This window comes from Granulicella aggregans (genome assembly GCF_025685565.1).
GTDB lineage: Bacteria > Acidobacteriota > Terriglobia > Terriglobales > Acidobacteriaceae > Edaphobacter > Edaphobacter aggregans_B.
In genome coordinates this window covers 689242-706966 of sequence record NZ_JAGSYE010000002.1, presented here as the reverse complement: position 1 = coordinate 706966, position 17725 = coordinate 689242, and the positions used below count along the sequence as shown (strand labels likewise).

The following is a 17725-nucleotide window of genomic DNA, read 5'->3' as shown; positions in this document are numbered from 1 at the left end:
AAGCAGATCCTCCGCGATTTTCGATCACGATGAGGCTGTGATCGGAAATTGCGAAGGACGACAAGGGTTAGGTAGTGGTTGGTGTAACTGAAAGGGAATATGCTGCATACGTTTGTAGCTTTGGTAAGTGACAAGCCGGGAGTTCTTACTCGGGTGGCCTCGCTGTTTCGGCGGCTGAATATTAATATCGTGTCGCTGACGGTGGGTGAGTCGGAACGCGCGGATGTCTCGCGGATGACGATCGTCTGCGAAGCGCCGGAGCATGCGGCGCACCGCATCAAGGCGTCGCTGTACAAGCTTGAGATTACGGTCGATGTGGATGAGGTCGGGCGAAGCGAGGCGGTGATTCGCGAACTCTGCCTGATTAAGGTCGAGGCTGGACCGTCGCATCCGCTGGGACAGCACTCACGGTCGCAGATCTTCGAGTTGGCGAACGTCTTTCGCGCAAGGGTCGTCGACCTTGCGCCAGAGTCGATCATGCTGGAGATGACTGGAGCTGCATCGAAGATTGAAGGGCTCATCCAGGTGATTACCGAGAGCGGCTACAACATTCTCGAGGTCTCGCGGACTGGACGTATGGCGATGCGGCGCGGGCATCATACGAGCAAGGTGGTGAAGGCGCTCGGTGGCGCGAATGGTTCTTCGTTCACCGGCGGCGTAAAGCTCTCGCCCCAGGAGATTCTTCCGAATGAGTTTGACGATGTGCATGAGGAAGAGGAGTAAACAAGTACCTCAGCGGCTAAAGCCGTGTGGCAAGCGAGGAATTTTGTGGCAGGGCTGAAGCGTGCCCTCAAGCAAGACAAGTTCGACAAGAACGGAGTCGTGGCGTCGGGCTGGATTTGATGTACAAGACGCTATTGTTGCTATCGAGAAAGATTTACTAACTGAAGAAAAGGAAGAAACGGACAGACATGGCAAAGGCATATCACGACGCAGACGCGGACCTCTCTCTTATCCAGGCGAAGAAGGTCGCAATTATCGGTTACGGATCGCAGGGCCACGCCCATGCATTGAACTTGAAGGACTCGGGCGTCGATGTCCGGGTTGGGCTTCGTGCTGGCTCGGCCAACGCGGCTCGCGCGGAGAAGGCAGGGCTGGTTGTCGACACCGTCGCCGAGGTCTCTAAGTGGGCCGACGTCATCATGAACCTGACGCCCGACCAGACGGCTGCGAAGGTCTACCACGCGGAGATCGCGCCGAACATGAAGTCCGATGCGACCCTTATGTTTGCGCACGGCTTCAACATCCGCTTCCGCACGATCGAACCGCCGGCAAGCGTCGATGTTTCGCTGGTTGCGCCGAAGTCGCCGGGCCATCGCGTGCGTGAGGTTTATACCGAGGGCGGTGGTGTTCCGGCGCTCGTCGCGGTCGAGCAGGATGCGAGCGGCAACGCTCTGGCACTGGCACTGAGCTACGCGAAGGCGATCGGATGCACGCGCGCTGGCGTGCTCGAGACGACGTTCACGGAAGAGACCGAGACGGACCTCTTCGGCGAGCAGGCGGTGCTGTGCGGCGGAACTTCGGCGCTGGTGAAGGCTGGCTTCGAGACGCTGGTCGAGGCCGGATATCAGCCGGAACTGGCGTACTTCGAGGTGCTGCACGAGCTGAAGCTGATCGTCGACCTGATGTACCGCGGTGGCCTGGAGTACATGCGGCACTCGATCTCGGACACTGCGGAGTGGGGCGACTATGTCGCCGGGCCGCGCATCGTGACGGCTGATGTGAAGAAGGCGATGAAGGGCCTGCTGAACGACATTCAGGACGGCACGTTCGCGAAGAAGTTCATCGAAGAGAACGAGACTGGGCGGCATGAGTTCGCGCGGATTCGCAAGGCTGAGGCAGCCCACCAGATCGAGCAGGTCGGCGCGGAGCTGCGCAAGTCGATGCCGTTCCTCGATCCGGTCAAGGTTGTCGATGGAGCGGTTGTGAAGGCGTAGTTTCAGAATTATTGAAATGAAGTTTTCCACTGGCGGCGCGTGGTGCTATAAATGGCCATGCGTCGTCTTCTCTTTTTGTTCGCCTTCATGTCGGTTCGCATGGTCGCCCAGGCACCGCCTTCGTTCGCTGGCTTCGGTTTCCTTCTCGGAACGTGGACGGCTGCCACGAATGTGCAGGGAAGCGCGGGAGCTACCTCGCTTGGGACGTACACGTTTCAGGCCGATCTTAATGGCACCGTCATCACGCGGACGGGCTCCGCGGACACGTGCAAGGGGCCGGCCAGCTTTGACTGCCAGCATCATGACCTCCTGACGATCTATCAGGACATGGGCGATGCGACGCCGCACGCTCTGTATGCAGACAACGAAGGCCACGTTCTCCACTACGACATCAGCTTTCCGGACGCAAAGACGGTGGTGTTCCTCACGAGCGCGCCGGGGCCAAAGTTTCGGCTCATGTATCACCTTGAGGGGGCGGTGATGACTGGGAAGTTCCAGATTGAGCCGCCGGGGGCTACGGTGTTTAAGTCGTACCTGGAGTGGTCGGGGACAAAGAAGTAGCTCGTTGCTCGTAAAATAGATGGAGTATGTCGAAGGTCCGTTCGCGGTATTACATTACGACGCTGGTGGCTGCTGCTCTTTTCATGGAGATGCTGGACGGCACGATCATCGCGACGGCGTTGCCGCAGATGGCGAAGAGCTTCAACGTCGGTGCTGTCCATCTGAATATCGGGATGACGGCGTACATGCTGGCGCTCGCGGTGTTCATCCCCATTAGCGGATGGGTGGCAGACAGGTTCGGTTCGCGTAGTGTCTTTGCTGCTGCGATTGGTGTCTTCACAGTGGCGTCTTTGTTCTGCGGTCTGGCGCATACGCTGACCGAGTTCACGCTCATGCGAGTCGTTCAGGGGCTTGGCGGGGCGATGATGTTTCCCGTTGGGCGGTTGATCGTCTTGCGCGATACGCCGAAGGAAGACCTCACCGAAACGATCGCCTATATGACGTGGCCGGCGCTCACCGCCTTGGTCGTTGGACCTCCGCTGGGCGGATTTATCACGACCTACTTTAGTTGGCACTGGATCTTTTTCTTGAACCTGCCGCTGGGTGCGGTGGCGCTGACACTGACGCTTTTATGGGTGGAGAACCTGCGCTCGGAAGAGCGTCATCCGTTCGATTGGCTTACGTTCCTGTTTGCCGGTTTGGCTTCTACAGGGTTGGTCTATGCGCTTGAGAGTCTGGGCGGGGCGGCGATGGCTACCTCGTCCGCGCTGTTGATTCTCGCGCTGAGCGTCGTAAGCGGAGTGCTGGCGGTCTTCATGGCGCGACGATCAAGCTATCCCTTCATCGATCTGGAGTCGATGAAGCTGAAATCGTATGCGCTTTCCATCTATGGAGCCAGCGGCTTCCGGGTTGCTGTCGCGGTTCTGCCGTTTCTCCTGCCCCTGATGTTCCAGATCAGCTTTGGCATGACTGCCTTCCAGTCGGGGCTGTATCTACTGGCGCTGTTTGCCGGCGATCTCAGCATGAAAGGGTTCGTCATCCAGGTGCTGCGGCGGTTCGGTTTCCGGCGAATATTGATTGTGAACGGAGTGATTACTGCGGGATCTGTGGCGCTGTGTGCTGTCATCTCTCCGGGCACACCACCTTTGTTGATCGTTGCCATCCTGTACTTTCATGGGGCCGCCCGGTCACTGGAGTTCACCTGCATGACCACCCTTGCTTATACGGAGATTCCGTCGGAGCGAATGGGGCAGGCGAACGGTTTTCTTTCGGCGGTGATGCAGTTGTCTATGGGCGTGGGTGTCGCTGTCGGCGCAGTGACGATACGGCTGGTCGCACACGCGCACGGCCATGAAGCTGCCGCGCCGCATCTCAACGACTTTCATGTGGCGATCCTCTGCATGTCGCTTTTGACGCTGGCTCCGGTCTTCGACAGCCTCGGGCTGTCGGCGGATGCGGGAGCTGCTACGAGTGGACACCTGGTGATACACAACGAGGTTGAGGCGGACCTCGTCTAGAAACCTCGCGACTCTTTATTCGGATGTCGAAGAGGCGGGCACATTGATCGGGATGATCGGGCCAGCGGTGTCGTTGGAACGCTTGCGGACGAGGTGCGGTGTGATCACCATCAACAGTTCGCCTACATCGGTCGTGCGTAGCAGGTCTGGGGTGCTTTGAAAACCGGGAAGATCGCTCAGCCCTGGAACTCCCGTCACTGCTGCCGATTGGCTCTTGTTCATATTGCTGACGAGGAACGCCGTCGTTCCATCAGCAACCGTGATGTCCGAAGTCAGGGAGCTGTTTGTCAGGATGGGGATGTTGTCGTTGGTGCCGCCAGCCAGAGACTCGATCTTGAGGTCGAGATGAAGGCTGACCAGGCCCGACTTCTGAATCGTGGGTGTGGCTTTCAACGTGAGACCGAGGTCTTCGTACTGAATCTGGGGCGTGGTGGCAGTGGTCGCGGCATTCAGGAGGCTGGCCACGCTGACCCCATTGACTGTGGCCCCGGCGAGCGACGAGGTGGTGGCGGCGCTGGTTGTCGAATAAGTGGACTGCGTAATGGGATACTTTGAGCCAGCGCGGAAGGTCGCGCTCTGCCGGTCTCCGACCCGGAGTTGAATCTCATCGAGCGCACGGGTGTCGCTGGAGTTCAAGGCGAAGTTCAGCGAGGACGTCGTTGTCGAGTAGATGCCCGCCGTGGTGATACCTCCGCCAACGGTCGCAAGGAGCCCGGAGATCAGAGGGCTGGTGATGAGGCCCGCCTTGATCAGGGCGAGGACGATCTCGATATTGCTGGTGCCTGCGGGAACGAGACCCTGCGCGATGGCCTGGTTGATGAGGGACTGATTGGATGCTACGAGGCTCTGCGCCTCGCCGGCAAGGCTGAAGGCTCCCGCCTGTGAGGGAAGCGAAACTCCGATGTTCCGCGTGGAGGTCTTGTCGACGCTGTAAAGCTTTAGGTCGATCATCACCTCGGCGTTGCCTTCCAACAGGTCGCGCAGCGTCAGGTTTAGAGCTTCCAGCGTGTCCGCCGGCGCACGGACGACCAGTGTGCCAAAGCTGTTCTGCACCGTGACCTGCTTGACCTCGAAGACGCTCCGGATCATGTTGCCAAGCTCTGCCAGTTGCTCGTTGGTCATGCCCGCCGCGTAGATCGTCTCCTGCACCTGGTGTTGGTACTTGTTTCGGCTTTCCTGATTGTCGACGGCGACGAAGAAGCTGTCCGGAGTAAGCGCAACCGTAAAGACGGTGCCCATCTGGCTCAGAACGCGTATGGCTTGCGTGTAGGTGACGTCTTCGAGGTCGAACTTCACCTGCTGTTGTGGCACGGTGCTGTCGACCACAACCTTCAGACCGTATGCAGCGGCCAGCTGGCGAAGGGCCTCGGGCAGGGAGGAGTGAATATGGAAGCTCTTCAGACCTTGCGCGGGCTTCAACTCGATGGGACCGGCGAGCCGCGGGCCATCGAGTATCCACGAGTCGACCTTTGAACTCTTTACGGGCTCGTTGGGATTGGGGTGCTGGGCCAGCAGCGGATTGTCAGGATCGATCTTGCGGGCCTGCGCCAGAAGGGCTTCGGCTTCGATCGCATGGCCTTCGATGCGCGCCTTGCCCGCGCGGTGAATCAGTTCCACAATCCGGCCTTCGCGGATGGAAGTCACGGCGAGGGCGTAGTCGCGGTTGTCGGGGGCCAGGCTGGAAGCAAGCTGGAACTGGCGTTCGGCTGCTTCGCGGTCGTTGCGCTCGAGCAGCCTTGCGCCCTCGATGTAGGCCTCTTCGGCCTTGGCGTTTTCCTTCGCGTGGGTGTTGTTCTTTGGATTGCGCTGCTGGGAGACGGCACCGGTGACGGATGTCGTAATGCCAGGATCGGTGCTCTGACCGGAAGCTTGTGCGAACGAGGATGCGCAGGCCAGGCAGAGACAAGCGCCAAGCTCAAACGCAGCGAGGACGCATCGGCGGCAGCGCCGCTTGCTGAAGCCATCGTGTCTAGGCGAAAGGTCCGCGGGAAGTCTCATCCGACTTCAGTTTAGACGGAGGCGGAGCCTATCTGGCGCTGGCGATGCTTGTAATTCTGGAACGGTCTCCCATTCTGTCACTGCTGGGTGGCCGGCGCATGCCGCTGCGGATCTTGGAAGTATCCATATCAAGCTCGGCGAGAGTCCGGCTGAGCGTGTTGCGATGCATGCCAAGCTCTTCAGCCGCCTTGCACTGGTTGCCCTTATGGTGCGCGAGGACTTCGAAGATGTAACGCTTCTTGAACTGGCGCACGGCCTCTGTGTAATCCACACCGTTGGCGTGCATCTGGGTGACCAGGATATCGAGCTCGCGTTTCAAAGGGTTCCCTCACCGTGGCCCCGCCTTTTTATGCGGAACCAGCTTTTACATTGTGCCTCTACATCGATCGCTTGATCCAATCGAAGGTCCTGTGGTTCAACTCTTGTGATGGAGTTGCTGGATGCCCTCGCGGATATGTTGCTGAAGGTTGGTTGGCACCACGAAGGATACCGCATGCGCTCCCTGAAGGAAATACCCGGAGAGAGCAGAATTTCTCAGATAGAAGGATTGGGGAAGAAAAGCGGCACCCACCATCAAAAGAGCGACGCCCATCAGGCAGCCGCGGACGAGCCCAAAGGCCCCGCCCAGCAACCGGTCGATAAAGCCCAGACCGACGGTCTTCGCAGTCTTCTGCAGCAGCGTTCCCGCCAACCCGCAGAGCACCATAGTGGTAATCACGATCAACAGAAACGCCACGATCTGGGCGACCGTCCAGGGCAGGAGACGCTCGAGGTAAACGCTGAAGAGGGAGTAGTTCCAGCTGGCGAGGAGAATTCCGGCTATAAGCCCCACGAGCGAAAAGACCTCCCGGAAGAAGCCGCGCAGGATCGCCGCAATGGTCGAATAAGCGACGATCGCGATCAGAAACCAATCGAAAAGGTTGAAGGATCTTATATCCGGCACGTTCATGGACCTTCCTCCTATTCTCACGCCGGTAAAACGGATGGAGGTCAAGAGATGGCGTGCAGGTACCTTCGCGGGTAATGTCTATCTCACCATTTCGAGGTCGGACTGGCCTGTGATGAGTCGGAAGGCCTCGAGATACTTTTCACGGGTCTTCGAGATCACCTCAACCGGCAGCGACGGCGCGGGCGCCTGCTTGTTCCAGTGGATCGATTCCAGGTAATCGCGCACGTATTGTTTGTCGAAACTCGGCTGCGCGCCGCCCGGAGAATAGCTTTCGGCCGGCCAGTAACGGGACGAGTCAGGTGTGAGGACCTCGTCAGCGAGGACGATCTTTCCATCGACCAGCCCGAACTCAAACTTCGTATCGGCGAGGATCAGGCCCTTCGACGCCGCGTGAGCCGAAGCCTTTTCGTAGATGGCGAAAGTCAGGCGGCGCAGCTCGTTCGCGTAGTGTTCGCCAACCGTGTCCACCATGGTCGCGAAGGAGATGTTCTCGTCGTGGCCGCCGGTCTTGATCTTCGCGGCGGGCGTGAAGATGGGGCAGGGAAGCCTGTCGGACTCGCGCAGGCCGCTCGGCAGTTCGATGCCGCAGACCGAGCCGGTGGCCAGATAGTCCTTCCAGCCTGAGCCGGAGAGGTAGCCGCGGACGACGCATTCGACCGGGAACATCTCTGCTCGGCGGACGAGCATGGACCGGCCCTCGGTCTGGGACTTGTAGGGCGCGATCTTCGCGAGCAGCTCGGCCGACGGCGCTGCAAGCAGGTGGTTTGGGACCGTGTCCGCAAGAAAATCGAACCAGAAGTGCGAAAGCTGGGTAAGGATCTTTCCCTTGTCTGGAATGCCGGAGCCGAGGACATGGTCGAAGGCGGAGATGCGGTCAGTAGCAATAAATAAAAGCTCATCCCCCATCGCGTAAAGGTCGCGGACCTTGCCGCGAGCGGTGAGGGGGATGTCGCCGAGAGAGGTGGTAAGCAATGCGGGGTTCATGGACTTCCAGTATCTCGCAGAACCAACTTTGTTTGTCATTCCCGGAGGGAATCTGCTTTTCTCGGGGTGAGACACTATGCGCTGAATCGAGGAAACGCATTTGATCTATAGGAAGTTGATGAAAGAGGACGCGCCCGCCTACTGGGCGCTGCGGCTCGAAGCGGTAGAGCGCGAACCGCGATCCTTTGGCCCGACACCCGAAGAGCACCGGCAAGTCACAATCGACGAGATCGCCACGTTTCTGTGCGGTAAGAACTCCTTTGTGATGGGTGCCTTCGATGGTGAAGCGATGATCGGGTTCGCCCGATTCGAGCGCGAGCCGAACGCGAAAGAGCGCCACAAAGGCCATGTTCGTGGCGTGTATGTCGCGGCCTCGCACCGTGGGCGTGGCGCAGCAAAGGCGATGATCAACTCGCTGATCGATGAGGTAAGACAGGACCCGAGCCTCGAACAGTTGATGCTGGCGGTCGGCCTCTTCAACACGGGAGCGCGGAAGGTCTACACCGCCCTGGGATTTGTGACCTTCGGCATAGAGCCGCGCGCTCTGCGAGCAGGCGATGAGTATGTCGATGAAGAGCACATGATCTTGTTCCTCCGCTAGCGCCCTACGGAGTCGACTTCGCGGGCGCCTGTTCTAGAGCGAGCACAGCGTACGCGGTTGCGGTATCGCTCATGAACTTGCCAATGTTGCTCTCGGGATCGCGCTGCTTGTTCAGCGAAGCAGCCTGCCAGCGGCCGTCCTTGCCCTGGTGCGTGTTGAGCCACGCCAGCGCGCTTCGCAGCGATGCGTCTTTGCGATCGGGCACATTCACCTCGAGCGCGAGAGCGACTAGCGCCGTCGCGTAGCCGTCACTCTCTGTCGGCTGTGCTGTCTTGTCCACTCGATCGATGGAGTCGAGCGAGGCAAGCTTCCAGCCCCCGTCAGGCTGCTGGAGCGACTTTACCTGCGAGAGCAACTCGACACGTTGAGCCGCGTTCAGCAACCCCGGACTCGTTGCCGACGCCCAGTAGACGTAAAGCCGGTTCAGCAGCGGCTGTCCGGCGTAGTGTTTGCGTAGATAGCCTTGCAGCAGAGCTTCGTGATGGGCATCTTCCGCAGTGCGCCCTGCGCGTGCCGGGGCGGTGCCGAGCTCCAGCATCAGCATGGCCGCGCCCTGGTAGCTCGACTCGTTAGACTCCCATGGCGAGAGGTGGAAGTTCTGCCAGATCCATCCGCCTGCATCGTCTCCTGCATGAAGCTGCAGCGCCCAGGCTTCGTCGAGCGCGGTGCGCGTGATCGCACGCGGATGGCCATGGCTGGCATCGTAGCTGAGCAGAATGACCGCGTTCATCACGGCTTCGGTTGCGTGCGATTCGGCCGTCTTGCCCGGGCCGTCGTTCGCGTCGGAGTAGAAGGGAACCACCTCGGACCACTGGCCGACGCGCTTCTCGACGCTCGCAATTAATGCGCTCTCCGGTGCAGCCGCAGAGGCCTCATGGAGCGCCGCCTGCAACGCCGGGCGCGCCATCGCATAAGGCACTGTCGTGTGGCAGGAGATGCAGATCGTGCCGTGGTCCTTCTGCGCCTTGGGCCATCCCTGCCACCAGACCTCGCGGTCATCGAGATACTTCGCCGCCGCAGCCTTGTCCCATGCTCCCGCGCCGGGTGCTGCAGGTCCTGCAAATCCTTGCACCGGCGCGGTGCGCCAAAGGCTGAGGCCCGCCAGGAAGACTGCGGGAACCACGTACATCCCTGCGCGGAACAGCTTCATCGGAACGCTCCCTGTGCATGCGGCAAATGGACTTGATCTTCACTCACAGTCTCGCGCTACAATTCGCGGTATGCAAGAACAAAGACGCACGGTGCTGAAGGCGATGGGAGCGGGAGCGATGATGTTTGCCATGGGCGGTCTCTCGGCAGAGGCCCAGGACGGATCAAAGGACGGCTCGACGGTCTTCGAGCTACGGGTCTATCACACGGTCGAAGGACGGCTGCCCGCGCTGCTGGCACGCTTTCGCGACCATACCGTCAGCCTCTTCACGAAGCACGGTATCGTCAGCGTGGCCTACTGGGTGCCGACCGATGACCCTCTGAAGGACAAGACGCTCATCTACGTCCTGAAGCATCCCAGCCGCGATGAGGCGACGAAGAACTGGAAGGCGTTCCAGGACGATCCTGAATGGATCAAGGTGAAGACGGAGAGCGAGGCCAGCGGAAAGATCGTCGAAAAGGTGGATTCAACCTTTATGACCATGACTGACTTTTCGCCGAAGGTGTAAAGGGCACAAGGGGGCGGGGATGGGCTTGCGATGCGTCGCGGTCTTCGCGGCGGGCGTGTTGTTTGCGGTAGGAGCGGCTGGAGCGGAAACTCCGCAGTCGTTGATTCAACGGGCGGTGAACTCGGAGCGAGCGGCGAACCAGAACGATCATTCAAACTGGCTTTACCATGAAGTGGTAAAGAAGCCGAAGGGCGGCGTGGTGCAGTGGGTGGCCGCGACGCAGCATGGCGATGTGCATCGCGTATATCAGCGCGACGGGCAGCGTGTTCCGGAGGCGAAGCAGCGCGACGAGGTGCAGAATTTTCTGCACGACGCACGCGCGCAGAAGAAGTCGGTGGAGGAAGACGCCCACGACGCGAAGCAGATCGACGACTTTCTGACGTTGCTGCCGGTCGCGTTTCTCTGGACGGAGACTGGTGCGGACGCGGTCAACACTACGTTGCACTTCGAGCCTGATCCAAAGTTCCATCCGCCAACGCGCGAGGCCAAGGTCTTCAGCGGCATGGTGGGCGACGTCGTCATCGACAACCAGCAGCTACGCGTCCGCAGCATGGCTGGCCATCTCGTCCACGAGGTGACCTTCGGCGGCGGCCTGCTCGGGAGGCTGAAGGAGGGAAGCTCGTTCGCGCTCGAACAATCGCAGACCGCGCCCTCGCTATGGCAGCTTACGGCGCTGCATGTTCACCTGGTGGGGAGTGCATTGCTCTTCAAGAGCGTGTCTTTGGAAGAGGATGATGAGCGGACGAAGTTCGAACTGCAATCCCCAAACGAAACTGTCGAGCAAGCTGGGGATCTGGTGATGCGGCAAGTGGAGTAGCTTTTTACTACTTATACGGGAAGTGTCGGCGTGGCTCCGCCCTGATGCAATCAGGAGGCGCACCCGGCATCGAGTCCTTGAGATCTGGCCAATATCTGCTGGTTTTCAGGATTCCGCAGAATTCGCCGGTCCACTTATCTTTTTCAGTGATGGATGGCGGCCACGCCTCGTCGAGAAACTTCCATGCGAGGTCGGAGTGTCCGGTGTAAATCAGCCGGATAATGGTGGTCCAGAGCGTCGCACCGAAGGACAGCTGCCAAGTGTCTTCTTTGAAGTTTGCCCGAGTCCGATCCAGAGCTTCTTGCCACTCAACTGGAGTAGGTACGGGCCTTTGCATCTTGTCCAAGGCTAAGCGATAGTTGTGTTGCTTAGCGCCGTCATCATAGCGCAACACGATTGGAGCGACGGGCGACTCGGCGAAGTCGGATGGCCAATAAGCGAAGGTCCAATCGTCGGCCAAATAGTAAAAGTGCTGGTCGCGATCGAGGTCTTCGAAGTGCGAAGTATCGCTGTCTTCTGCATCAATCGTCGCTAAAAGCTTGAGCTTCGGCTGCAGTTCGAAGACATATGTTAGATGGCAGCAGTGTGCACCGCCGGTATCAAGCGACACAATCATGTCGGGATTGCCTCGTCCCGTGAGGTCCGATCCATTTGCAATCGAATGAATACCGTCGTTGTTGTTTGCGGGTTGTCCAAGTGTGTATCCGGCGATAGTTTGAGCGGTTCGCTGATAGAGGACTCGCCCATCGCGAACGACTTGAAGGCAAGCTTCAGCAGAGTCCACCTTTTCATAAGACTTGAAGGTGAAGTCGTTGATCTTTGCCTCATCGACCTTGTAAGAGGACACACAAACAGTGCGGGGATTCTTGACAGGCCCTTGCGCAAGAGACGTGGCATTGACGGCTAGCCATAGTGCAGTTATTGCGAACAACCTAGACTGCAGTCGCATGCTCAGGTATTTGCTCCAATGTCGGAAGGATACTTGTTGCGCTAAAGATAGCAGTTGATTCGTGATCGTTGGGAAGCAGAAAAAAGCCGGGGCGTAGTGACTACGCTCCCGGCTGCGCAAACTTGTCTTCGCCCGAGCTACGCGACGGCGCGACGGTCTTGCTCATTGCGATTGCCCTTGCCCAGCGCAACCGAGACGATCTTCGAGACACCCGGCTCCTGCATGGTCACGCCGTAGATCACGTCCGCCTGCGACATCGTTCGCTTGGAGTGGGTGATGACGACGAACTGTGTCGTTGCGCTCATGTCGGAGATGAGCTTGGCGAAGCGGCCCACGTTGGTCTCGTCGAGCGGGGCGTCGACTTCGTCAAGCACGCAGAACGGCGCGGGCTGGAACTGGAAGATGCCAACCAGCAGCGAGAGAGCGGTGAGCGCCTTCTCTCCACCCGAGAGCAGAAGGATGTTCTGCAGCTTCTTGCCCGGAGGCGAGGCGACGATGTCGATGCCGGACTCGTTCGAGTTCTCCGCGTCGGTCAGCTTCATAAAGGCCTGGCCGCCGCCGAAGAGCTTGGTGAAGGTGACCGAGAAGTTGTCGTTGATGACCTTGAAGGCCTCGTCGAACTTGAGCCGCGAGACATCGTCGATCTCCTTGATCGACGCCTGCGTGTTCTCGATCGATTCGAGCAGGTCCTTGCGCTGGCCCTCCATGAAGGTGTGTCGCTCGGCGGTCTCGGTGTACTCTTCGAGCGCCATCATGTTGACCGGGCCCATGGCTTCGAGGCGCTGCTTAAGCGAGCGCGACTCTTCCTCTTCGCTGACGAGCGCCTCGCCTTCGATGCGGACGATGCTGGCATCTTCGCGGAGTACCGTAGCGACGACGCCGAGATCGTTGAGGCAGGTCGCCTCGATGTGCTCGATGTCCGAGGCCAGCTTGGCGGCACGAGCCGTCAGGCCAGCACGCTGCTCACGAAGAGCCTCGGTCTCATGGCGCAGGGTGCGCAGCTTCTGGTCGAGCTCCGCCATGCGGGCGCGAAGCTCTGCGGCTTCAGCTGTGAGGCGAGCACCGTTGGCGACCGCCGTGGCGCGGGCCTCGCTCAACTGCTCATGCTGGATCGCCAGCGACGAGGTCTCCTCTTCACGCCGCTGCTTCTCCGCGCTCGCCTGGGCAAGCTGCTGCTCAAGCTGCTGGATGCGGGCGTTCTGCGTGTTGAAGAGGCGTGTCGTCTGTTCGAGGTTCGCGGCAGCATTGCGACGGCGCTCTTCCAAGCCCGCCAGGGCGGCGGACGCTTCAGCCGCCGACTGCTGCAAAAGCTCGCGCTGTTCGCGAAGATTGCCAAGCTGCTGTTGCAGGTCGGCAAGGCCAGCCTCAAGCGCGGCGCGTTCCGCGTCCAGCTTCTCCGCGGTGTCTTGCAGACGGGCGATGAGGTCTGCCTTCTGCGTGCGCGCGTCGCGGTTGCGCTCGCTGTTGATCTGCCAGTCCTGCAGGCGCCGCTCGATCCTCTGGGCCTCAGAGTCCATCTGCCGAAGGGCAGCGCCGGAGTTGGCAACCTCGCGCTCGGCGTCGCGGCGCTCGTGTCCCTTGCCCTCGAGGGTGCGGTTCAGCTCGGAGATCGTGTGCTGTAGTTCCGCCGTCTTCGTATCGGTGGCAGCTAGCTCTGCGGCTGCGGCGTCGACCTTCTGCTGAACCTCGTTGAGTTCGCGCTTGAGAGCAAGTGGACCCTGAGCGCGGGTGCGGCCACCGGTCACGGTGACGTTGTGGAAGGTGTCGCCCGAAGGTGCAAGGAAGAACGCCTGAGGGTACTCGAGCGCCAAGTTGCGCGCGGTCTCGGAGTCGGGTGCGACGTAGCCATCACGCAGACGAGGCAGGACCACTTCGAGCGAGCGGCCAAAGCCATTGCGGACCTTGATGCAGTCCTTCAGCGCAACGATGCCTTCGCCCTGCGGTGGGTTCGCTGCACTCACGCCGTGGGCGAAGCCGTCGGGGTTTTCAGTGTGGACGAGGAACGTAGCGCGCCCGGCAACGTCCTTCTGCAGCAGACGCAGGCCTTCGCCAGCTGAGTCCCAGCTCTTGACGACGACGTAGTTCAGCTCGTCTCGCAAGAACTCATCGACGATGCCCTCGTACTTGCCTTCGACGTCGAGGAAGTCGGCGAGCGTTCCCATCGGTGCCAGCTCACCTGCGCCAGCGGAGGGCTTGGCACGGAAGAGATTCTTCACGGTGTCTGTGGAGTAGCTGTGCTCGCGGATCAGCGACTCAAGCGAGTTGCGGCGCCCTTCCAGCGTAGCCCGCTCGCCGCGCAGCTGGTCGCCTCGCCGCTTGGACTGGTTCTCGGCGTTGCGGGCTTGTTCGAGCTCAAGCCGAAGTGCCGCAATCTCGGCCTCCAGTCGCTTCAGGCGCTCGGTGACGGACTCGAACGACATCTTTACCTGGCCGCGTTCGAGGCCAAGCTGGGTGAGCTCCTGGCGGGCGACGTCGGACTCAGACCTCAGCCGCTCGCCTTCGCGATCAAGGCTGGCAAGAGCGGCTGCGGCCTGGGCTTCTTCGTTGCGCGTCTGGCTGGCACGCTGCAAGAGCGACATGCCGTTGCGGCGATTGTTCTCGACCTGCTGCTCGGCCTGCGCCAGCGCGCGGATGGCGTTCTGCGCGGCCGCCTGCTGGGCCTGTGCGGCCTCGCGCGATCCGGCGGACTCTTCGGTCGCGGTCTCGAGGAAGCTGCGGTGCTGCTCCTGCTCCCCGGCGAGCTGCGCAAGCTGAAGCCGCGCGGCCTCAAGCTCCGCACTGCCATTCTCAAGGCGATTTGTGAGTTCGGCGATGCGGTCGGTGTTCGAAGCGGTACGCGCGGTGATGCGTTCGAGCTCGACGGCGGACTGGTTCGCGGTCGTGTTCGCTTCGCGAATCTGCGCGTCCAGCGTGTAGCCGGTGCTGACGCCTTCCGTGTGAGCGGCGTCCATCGTCTCCAGGTCGGACGCGGAAGCGTCGATCACCGCTCCAAGACGCGTGATCTCCGCAGCCGCCGATGCGGCTTCGGTATCCAGCTGCGACATTCGGCTGGCAAGCACCACGCGGAGCTTCGTGCGGAGCTCATCGCGCAGCGCGCCGTAGCGCTCGGCCTTGGCGGCCTGGCGCTTCAGCGTGCCCATCTGCTTGGTCACTTCGTCGAAGATGTCGTTGACGCGCGAGAGGTTCTGCTTTGCCGACTCCAGACGTAGTTCAGCAAGGCGCTTCTTCGTCTTGAAGCGAGTAATGCCCGCAGCTTCCTCGATGATGCCGCGGCGGTCGAGCGGCTTCGAGCTGAGCAACTGGCCGATGCGCTCCTGGCCGATGATGGCGTAGCTCTCGCCGCCAAGACCGGTGCCCATGAAGATGTCCTGGATGTCGCGCAGGCGGCAGATCTTGCCGTTGAGCAGGTACTCGGAGTCGCCGGTCCGGAAGAGACGGCGGGTGATGGTGATCTCCCCGGCGCGCACGGGAGCGCGGCCAAACTTGCGGCGGCGAATCTTGAGGACGACGTTGTCGGGATTGGCCGGATCAGGCTCCGCGTTCGCATCTGCGGGCAGTATCTTCTGGTCGCCTTCGATAACGGTGCCGGGCTGCGCATCGGCGACGGCCTCTTCGGTCTCCTCGGCGCGTTGCTGGCGGAGCGCGGTCTCGTCCCAGTCGGAGATCGAGGCGGTGGAGTTGATGGCGACTACGTCGTTCTCGTCAGGAAGCTGGTTGCCGTCGTACACATCCGGATCGACCAGAGTCAGGGAAACCTCTGCCATGCCCGTTGGTTTGCGCTCGCGGGAGCCGGCGAAGATGACGTCTTCCATCTTGATACCGCGGAGGCTCTTGGCCGACTGCTCGCCGAGAACCCAGGTGATGGCGTCGGAGATGTTCGACTTACCGCAGCCGTTCGGCCCGACGATGGCAGCGATGCCTTCGCCCGAGAGCTGCACTTCGGTGCGGTCGCAGAAGGACTTGAAGCCGAGGATCTGAACTTTTTTGAGCTTGAGCATGTGGCCTCGTGAATGCGGATTCCAGATATCAGGTGGAAGCCCGCCTAGCTGTACTTTATTAGGGCGAACCTCGTCCGGCAACATGTGTGACGCTACATCTTGTGGGAAATCGGGACGTAACCCAACAAATAGGTGTCCAAAGCAAAAGAAGACCCTTTTGCCCTCGCAGGTCGTCCACATCTCCGACCTGCCCGCGACGAATCGAAAGTCGGATACAAAAAAGTTGCATCTCACCTCTCAGTGCCGCTAATAGGGCATCACGGAAAACGGTTCCCCGATGAATTCGCCGCGTCTGGATCTGCACTTCGATCTTTACAAATCTCTATGGATACGACGCGAATTGCGTGTATTGTTGAGCAAAACCCCTGAAACTTGCATGAGTAGTTCACGGTTTCTATAATCCGCTTCACTGGCAGTTGGACGCAGCGGAGTACGTCCTTCATGTGTGCATAGGAATTGGGCGCTCCGTTGGCCAATCGACAACCTGAATGTTTTGAGGAGCTTTGAATGAAGAAGGTAGTGGTTGCATCTCTCCTGACGGTCGCAAGCTTTGCCCCTCAAGCCAGCATGATCGCATTTGGTCAAGCTGACGCTGGGCAGGTGCAGATGCCGGCCGCCGAATTTGCGTCGTATAACGGTTGCGCCAGTGCGACGACTCCCGCCGCCAAGGCCCCCGCGTGCGAGGCTTATTTGACGGCGTTCCCGCAGTCGGCTGTAAAGGGCGATGTCCTGCAGCAGTTGATGATTGCCTACAGCCAGATTCCAGCGCCCGATAAAGCCCTGGACGCAGCCGATCGCCTCCTGCAGGTTGACCCGAACAACCTTCGTGGCTTGACGTTTGAAGTCTTCCTCCGCAAGCAGAATGCGGATGCAGTGAGCGACCCGGCGGCGAAGCAGGCTGCTCTTGACGCTGCTGCCTCTTATGCCACCAAGGGCCTTGCCGCGACCAAGCCAAAGGACATGGCTCAGGCTGACTTCGACAACTTGAAGAAGGGTGTGACGCCGACCTTCTACAGCGCCATCGCTACCGCTGCACTAGCCAAGAAGGACACCGCGACCGCGATCACGAACTACAAGTCGGAGCTCGCATCAGTTCCGGTCGACCAGACGACCAAGCCCGGCCCTCTGCTCCAGGACACCTACCAGCTCGGCATCGCCTACTACCAGTCCACTCCGCCTGACTATGTGAACTGCACGTGGTACACCTCGCGCGCCGCAGCCTTCGCTCCCGACCCCTACAAGACCGAGTTCCTGAAGGTCGCGAACTATTGCTATAAGAAGTACCACGGCAAGGCCGATGGTTATGACGCTGTGACCGCCGCCGTCCAGACCAACCTTGATCCGCCGGCAGGCTTCACCATCACCCCCGCTCCGTCGCCTGCTGACATCGTCGCCGGCGTCATCAAGGACACTCCGGATCTCTCCGCCCTCGCGGTTGGCGATAAGGAGTTCATCCTGGCGAATGGCAAGCCCGAGGATGCGGATAAGGTCTGGCAAACGATCAAGGGTAAGTCGGTTGAGTTGCCTGAAGTGACAATTGTCTCGGCTACCGATTCTTCGATCCAGGTATCCGTCTCCGACGACTCGGTCCAGGCCAAGACGGCTGACTTCACCTTCAACCTGAAAGAGCCGCTCAAGACGCCTGTGCCCGCAGTCGGCGACAAGGTAACGCTGGAGGGCACCTACGCCTCCTACACACCCAGCCCGCTGATGATCACGATGAGCGACGCTGAGTTGGTTGTGCCGAAGAAGGCTCCGGTAAAGAAGGCTCCGGTACACAAGAAGGCCGCTGCGAAGTAGTTTTGGGCCGCAGTCA

General features: G+C 60.2%; 15 protein-coding genes. 8 read left to right on the top strand and 7 right to left on the bottom strand.

Annotation, left to right across the window (positions count from 1 at the left end):
* Positions 1-99: 99 nt before the first annotated feature.
* From ilvN to OHL18_RS12560, 4 genes are all read left to right on the top strand, one after another.
* On the top strand, positions 100-723 hold the full coding sequence (gene ilvN, locus OHL18_RS12575) for an acetolactate synthase small subunit (protein ID WP_263375195.1): 624 nt from the start codon (positions 100-102) through the stop codon (positions 721-723).
* A gap of 188 nt (positions 724-911) precedes the next feature.
* On the top strand, positions 912-1937 hold the full coding sequence (gene ilvC, locus OHL18_RS12570; RefSeq protein WP_263375194.1) for a ketol-acid reductoisomerase: 1026 nt from the start codon (positions 912-914) through the stop codon (positions 1935-1937).
* Positions 1938-1994: 57 nt separating this feature from the next.
* Positions 1995-2498, top strand: coding sequence for a hypothetical protein (locus OHL18_RS12565; RefSeq protein WP_263375193.1), 504 nt, complete (start codon positions 1995-1997; stop codon positions 2496-2498).
* 26 nt (positions 2499-2524) lie between these two features.
* Positions 2525-3955 carry an MFS transporter gene (locus OHL18_RS12560; RefSeq protein ID WP_263375192.1) on the top strand — a complete coding sequence of 477 codons (1431 nt, stop codon included), beginning with the start codon at positions 2525-2527 and terminating at the stop codon, positions 3953-3955.
* Positions 3956-3970: 15 nt separating this feature from the next.
* Here OHL18_RS12560 and OHL18_RS12555 read toward each other — a convergent pair whose 3' ends face one another.
* The 4 genes from OHL18_RS12555 to OHL18_RS12540 all read right to left on the bottom strand — a co-directional run bounded on the left by OHL18_RS12555 (position 3971) and on the right by OHL18_RS12540 (position 7886).
* Positions 3971-5953, bottom strand: coding sequence for a type II and III secretion system protein (locus tag OHL18_RS12555; RefSeq protein WP_263375191.1), 1983 nt, complete (start codon positions 5951-5953; stop codon positions 3971-3973).
* 28 nt (positions 5954-5981) lie between these two features.
* Entirely contained in the window at positions 5982-6272 is a 291-nt protein-coding gene (locus tag OHL18_RS12550) for a helix-turn-helix domain-containing protein (protein WP_263375190.1), read from the bottom strand.
* A 96-nt stretch (positions 6273-6368) separates the two neighbouring features.
* Positions 6369-6902, bottom strand: a complete 534-nt coding sequence (locus tag OHL18_RS12545) for a CvpA family protein (protein ID WP_263375189.1) — start codon at positions 6900-6902, stop codon at positions 6369-6371.
* Positions 6903-6980: 78 nt separating this feature from the next.
* Positions 6981-7886 carry a phosphoribosylaminoimidazolesuccinocarboxamide synthase gene (locus tag OHL18_RS12540; protein WP_263375188.1) on the bottom strand — a complete coding sequence of 302 codons (906 nt, stop codon included), beginning with the start codon at positions 7884-7886 and terminating at the stop codon, positions 6981-6983.
* A 100-nt stretch (positions 7887-7986) separates the two neighbouring features.
* On the opposite strand from OHL18_RS12540, the gene OHL18_RS12535 reads away from it, so the two are divergent.
* On the top strand, positions 7987-8487 hold the full coding sequence (locus OHL18_RS12535) for a GNAT family N-acetyltransferase (protein WP_263375187.1): 501 nt from the start codon (positions 7987-7989) through the stop codon (positions 8485-8487).
* Between the two features lie 4 nt (positions 8488-8491).
* On the opposite strand, the gene OHL18_RS12530 is transcribed toward OHL18_RS12535, so the two are convergent.
* Positions 8492-9637 carry a hypothetical protein gene (locus OHL18_RS12530; RefSeq protein WP_263375186.1) on the bottom strand — a complete coding sequence of 382 codons (1146 nt, stop codon included), beginning with the start codon at positions 9635-9637 and terminating at the stop codon, positions 8492-8494.
* Between the two features lie 70 nt (positions 9638-9707).
* Here OHL18_RS12530 and OHL18_RS12525 point away from each other — a divergent pair, with 70 nt between their 5' ends.
* A complete protein-coding gene (locus OHL18_RS12525; protein ID WP_263375185.1) occupies positions 9708-10145 on the top strand; it encodes an NIPSNAP family protein in 438 nt (145 codons plus the stop codon).
* A gap of 19 nt (positions 10146-10164) precedes the next feature.
* Positions 10165-10962: a hypothetical protein gene (locus OHL18_RS12520; RefSeq protein WP_263375184.1), complete on the top strand. Its 798-nt coding sequence runs from the start codon at positions 10165-10167 to the stop codon at positions 10960-10962.
* A 7-nt stretch (positions 10963-10969) separates the two neighbouring features.
* Here the strand turns inward: OHL18_RS12520 and OHL18_RS12515 are convergent, their stop codons facing one another.
* A complete protein-coding gene (locus OHL18_RS12515; protein ID WP_263375183.1) occupies positions 10970-11809 on the bottom strand; it encodes a hypothetical protein in 840 nt (279 codons plus the stop codon).
* A 239-nt stretch (positions 11810-12048) separates the two neighbouring features.
* The gene (gene smc / locus OHL18_RS12510) at positions 12049-15909 is read right to left on the bottom strand and encodes a chromosome segregation protein SMC (RefSeq protein ID WP_263375182.1); all 3861 of its coding nucleotides are present in this window, start codon (positions 15907-15909) and stop codon (positions 12049-12051) included.
* 507 nt (positions 15910-16416) lie between these two features.
* On the opposite strand from smc, the gene OHL18_RS12505 reads away from it, so the two are divergent.
* A complete protein-coding gene (locus OHL18_RS12505; protein ID WP_263375181.1) occupies positions 16417-17709 on the top strand; it encodes a hypothetical protein in 1293 nt (430 codons plus the stop codon).
* Positions 17710-17725 lie beyond the last annotated feature (16 nt).